We start from the raw sequence: 5437 nt of genomic DNA on the forward strand, positions 1-5437 counted from the left end.
CCTACTCTTTTAAATCGCTTGAATAATTCTTCTTCTACTCCTTCAAGCCTTTTATATCACACTTTTTTATTCATGAATACAGGTTATTAAATCGCTACTGATAAATACAAAAATAGAAGAAAAAATTCAGTTACAGATAAACCAAAAGGAAAGACTGAAGGATCTAAGAAGAAGGCTAATATGAAAAAGAAGGAATAGGGGATGATGTGTCAAAAGCACAGGTAAAAAAAAAGTAAAAACAGGAAGAAAGAAAGAGGGGTAAAGAAAGGTATTGAGGGTATATTAAACCTCCAGAGCGAAAATTAGGATATTTTTTATGAAGATGAACAAAGGTTTTTTCTTTATGAATGTGGGGATAGGTGTAAGTTTATGGATAGGAATTGAAAATAGCTATGGTGTAAAAGAAGGGAGATTGAATGTTGGAAGCAAAGGAGAAGAGGAGTTTGAAGAAATAGAGCTTAAACGGTACGACTTTAAGGGGAAGCGAAAAGTATTTCTAGAAAAGGAAAGCGGAATATTAACAGGGCTAGAGGAGGTAGAAGAACTAACCATTCAGGAAGCAGAAACGATAATAATAGAAAGCCCTATTTTAAAGGCGCTGGATATTCGCATTCAGGCAAAAGAGTTTATAAGTACGCAAGTGTTGAATAGTCAGAGTGTGATGCTTGATTTGGGGGGGTGTGCTTGGATTGGAAAGAAAAAAAAAGAAGGAAAAGTTGAAGGCAATCAAAGCTTAACATGGAAATGGAGCGAGCAAGACCAAGGGCTAGTATTGGCGCATCGCTACGAAGTAATATCTTTGGGGGCTACAGTGATTCCTGAATATAAAGGAAACTTAGGAAAATCTGCTAAATGGAACGCATGGATATCTGAAGGGGGGATCTTACCTTCTTTTGAAGCAGATTTGGATCAAGGATGGCAAGTGGGGAAGATGTGCATTAAGGGCTCTGGGGAGGTGTGGTGCGCAGGATTAATAAAGGCAAAGGCGTTAGACCTTGGAAAAGGAGCGCTAAAAATAAGCGGAGCGTTTAGTGGAGAACGCGTAAATATAAACGAAGGAAGGCTTTCAGTGCAAGGTGCTGGAATAAAAAGTCACCAAGGGTGGTGTCCTATTACAGGGCCAGGGGCAGCATGCATAAAAGATATAACAGGAACAGGAGAGCTAAGAAACGAAGGGGGGATGGTATATATCGGGGGAAGTAAAGTAGTGCCAGTATTTCTTCATAGCGAGCAAGTAAGATTGTGTTCAGGGCTTAGGCAGGCGTCTTTTTTTCCAACAACACCTTGGGAGCCGTGGACGTTTGTTGAAGGAACGCTGTTACAGAAAAGAATGACTGGATCTTGCGCCGGTCTTCTTTCTGGGCGTTGGGGGATAGGGGGATTTGTGGGAAATCTGCCAGTTCCGTCAACGGGATGGGCAGAGCATTGTAAAAACATTAACGAATGGATGCGCCAGGAATTGAAATGTAAAGACTCTGACTGGATGGATGAGCAAGGGCGAAATCATTTTTCTAATTTTTCCCAAGGGAATCGAGTATGGATTCAAAAATGGGCACCAGACATAGGGGGGCAGATCCTATCCTTAAGCCAAAAAAAAGAATATTCAGGGCAAACACTAAAAAAAGGAATTTTAATAGAAGCACAAGAAGTAGACCACCTAAGTTTGCAAGGGTTTGAAGAGCTATTGATCATAGGGACTGTGTGTGCCAGTCATTTGGAACTAAAAGGAAATCGATTGCTGCATATGGGGGATATGCAGTGCAAGGATGTAAAGATCGATGTAAATACATGGCATCAATGGAGCGGAATGCTGGAGTGGAATCAGATGAAAATGGACCTCAGGAACGAGGCCTGGGATTCTTGGTCTGTATTAGGGCAAGTAAGGTGCTATGGGCATATTCGTAATATGTCTGCGGTTTTGGGAAGTCAAGATTTTCCTGTGTTTAAGGCATTGTCCAATCTTTCTTGTTTCCCCAGTTTGTTATTTTCAAAGGGGAGCTTTGTGGAAAATCTGAATTTTTCTGGAAAAGAAGCTTTTTTGGGAGATGGACTTATTGTTAGGAATTTTAAGCTTTCTGGCACAGCGCATACGGCAGGAAACACTGAAATTTGCTGCCTTGATTTAGAAGATCGCGGGAAATTGTGGGCAGGCCCTCAAACCGTTCCCATGGAATTAAGGTGGGTAAGGGGGGAGGGAGAAGATCACAGAGGAACAAGAGAATGGTGGGAAGGGCGCTCTGGCTTCATGACGATAACGCCGCCAGCGCATGTGGAAATTCATCGTGTTCAAGGCAAGGGAGAGATTATAAATAAAGGGGGATATTTAACACTTCATGGAATTATAGATCAAAGTCAGGTAGCTTTGTCTTCCCAATGTATTGCGCTGTTGCCTAGTGCCGGACAAGCACAAAGAAGTGGGCTTAGGGCAGAAAAAGGAACGCTATTTGGCAGTTCAGGACCCCTTGAAGGATCTTTGGTTCCAGAAACGAATATAGGGGGCGCCCTTATGGTGAATAATCTTCAAGCTTTAGGGGCTGGAAGGTATTTTGTTTGCTATGTTGGAAGCACGGGGGGGCAAACCTTTTCTGGAAGAAGGGGGGGGGCGGAATCTGGCGTGCTGGAAAGTCGTCGAAGCCTTTTAATTCAAAACTCCCAAAAGCAAACACCTTATTTTCAAGAAGGGGGGTATGAGGATGCCTTTATTCAGTACATTTTTTCTTTGGAAGATGGAAAATATGAACAAGAAAATTTTTCAGCGCTTAAAAAGTTTTACGCAATGGATCAGATGGATTGGGATCATGAGAAACGTGAAAAAGAGCCAAACATAGAATCCTTTTTAAAAAATGAAAAATTGACAGAAGGGTCTTTTTCTTTGGATGCCTTTTCTTCATTTGGTGCACAAGGGGATTTCCCTTTTTTTGATAGAGCGTCTGGGCAAAAAAGTACAATTTTAGATGTGCAAGTTCCTATAGGATTTAACGAGCAAAATCAGGTATTTAATCCAGTATTGGCCAGAAAGTATCAGAAATTTCTCTGGCAGGTGCAAGGTCAGGCGTTAATGTTTAGAAAGATTGAAAACATGACGGATCCGATTTTTCAGCAGATGAAGAGCTGGCTTCAAGGGGAAGTGGTGCGTGCAAGCAAATATATTCAAGAACTAAAAGAGAAGATACAAGATCTAAAAGAGAGTTACCAACATCTATCTTTAAAGTATAAAGAGAACCTTAAAAGGGATATCAGCGATGAACAATCCAAAATTTTAAAGGTTGAAGAGGCGTTCAATATTTTTTCCATACAAAAAGAAGGGGTATCTATTTTTTGTGGATTTCAAGAAAGGTGCACCGCCATTGAATGGGGAATAAAGCAAAGAAGTGATCGATTAAAATGGCTAGAGCAGAATTTTTTAGAAGAAATCAAAAAAAAGGCAAATATAAATAAATTAAGTCAAGCTCTATCTGTTTGCACAAAGGTGTGCCAGGGGATTGAAGCGCCAAGGACAAATCAAGGGCGTGCCCAATCTGCTTGCACAGAAAAAACTGAAATGTGTGGGGGAAGGGGGGAAAAAAAATTATCGATAGATGATTGCAAGCAAAAGGCGTTATCTGAAAATTTTCAGCAGGAAGGGGCGTATTACCAAGAAAGTTTCCTCCAGCAAGAAAGTTTCCTCCAGAAGGAAGCCCCTTTTGCAACGCAGCCGTGTTTAGCTTTGGCGATTCCTTCATTTTTTGCTTCTCAAACAGAACATCAGATTACTCAGCAGGCTTCTTGTGCTCCGATTGTGATAAACACTCAAGGAGATTTCAAAGCCGGGGAGATTTCGATTTTAAGTCATCTGCCTTTAATGCTGCAAGGGCAGTTTCAGATTTTGGGAAATTTTGATATAAGGGCTCCTAAAGTTTTGGTGGTAAGCTCTGTTACGTCTCATACAGAAAAGAGGGCGCTGGAAAATGGGGGAAGCTACAGCATCACGCAAGATACGCTTCACAGGACTTCCATTACAGCTGGGGGAAGGTTCAGCGTGCAAGGGCAAGATTTTTTGACTCTTGCAGCAAACATCAGGGCCGAACAAATAGAAGTCACGGTGGACCGCTGGGCAGATGCGGGGATTTCAACCACCACACAAGACCGCCTGGTAGAGCAAAAGAAAAAAGAAACCGCCGTGTATTCCGGGGCAAGTTCAACGTTTCATGGCTCTACCATTCAAGGGAAGTGGATTAATGCGCAGGCCAAGCACATTGCCAGCCAAGGAGGGTCTTTTGCAGGATCAGGCAGCATTCAGGCGCTTACTCTTCAACACCGTCCAGGGTATAGCTCTTCTTGGGAAAGTTCTTCTAACAAATATATCCAAGAAGAAAAGCAAAGTTTTCACCCAGTTCCTGGAGCAATTCATGGGCAGCTGTCTTTTGTGCAAAATTCTCAAAAGTTTATTTGTGGCCAAGAAAAAGATGGCCAAGAAAAAGAGGAAATCCTTTACTTTGAGTTTGGGCAAGGAAAGTCCCAGCAAAGCACCGCTGCCGATATGCCAGAGCAGATTCAAGGCTCAAGCATAAAAGATTTTCCAAAAAGCGCCCTTGACGTGCAATTCAGCAGCACAAAAGAATTTTCCCAGCAAAGCGCCGCTGCCGATATGCCAGAGCAGATTCAAAGCTCAAGCATAAAAGATTTTCCAAAAAGCGCCCTTGACGTGCAATTCAGCAGCACAAAAGAATTTTCCCAGCAAAACACCGCTGCCGATATGCCAGAGCAGATTCAAAGCCCAAGCATAAAAGATTTTCCAAAAAGCGCCCTTGACGTGCAATTCAGCAGCACAAAAGAATTTTCCCAGCAAAGCGTCCTTGACGTGCAAGCGCAGATTCAGAAAAAATCAGAAGAGGCCTGCGGGATGGTGATAAAGGTAAAAAAAGGATCTTTTCAAGCCACGCAATTTTCTGGGTCTGTAAAGGTGCAGGCTCAAGAAGCGCTTCAGTTGATGGCAGCCCCCATGAAAGACAGTTTTGAAAAGGTGCAGGTTTTAAAAGACAATAAGATTCTGCAAAAAACTCAAAGTCTTTCAGGGAAAGGGGTGGACTATCTGGATTGCGGGGTAAGCGGAACGCTTTTGGTGGATGCGCCAGTGCTGGAGGTTGCCGCAAAGCAGGATTTGCCTTTAGAAATCGCACCAAGAGAAAATTTAACGGAAACCTTCACGCAGGTGCAGCATGTATTAACGCCCTGCATCAAAGAAATGGTTCAGCCTTGCCAGGTAAGCCTTAAGCCCGCGATTAAGGCGGTGCTAAGTGTGGGGATATCTGCGCTTTCCGCACTAACGGGGGGGCCCATAGGGGCGATTAGCAGCGCTATTGGGCAAAGTTTCATCCAGAATAATGGGCTAGATTCTTTGCTGGGGGGGCCTTCTTTAGAGCTGAGCTCTTTTTTGAAGGACTTGGGCAAGAATCTT

At 42.9% G+C, this 5437-nt stretch carries 1 protein-coding gene; it reads left to right on the plus strand.

Annotated elements, in window-relative coordinates; translation table 11 throughout:
* Nucleotides 1-322: 322 nt before the first annotated feature.
* A partial coding sequence (locus K737_RS00765; RefSeq protein ID WP_035574731.1) for a hypothetical protein occupies nt 323-5437 on the plus strand: 5115 nt, incomplete at its 3' end.

Origin of the sequence: Holospora undulata HU1 (assembly GCF_000388175.3) — a bacterium.
Classification (GTDB): Bacteria; Pseudomonadota; Alphaproteobacteria; order Holosporales; family Holosporaceae; genus Holospora; species Holospora undulata_A.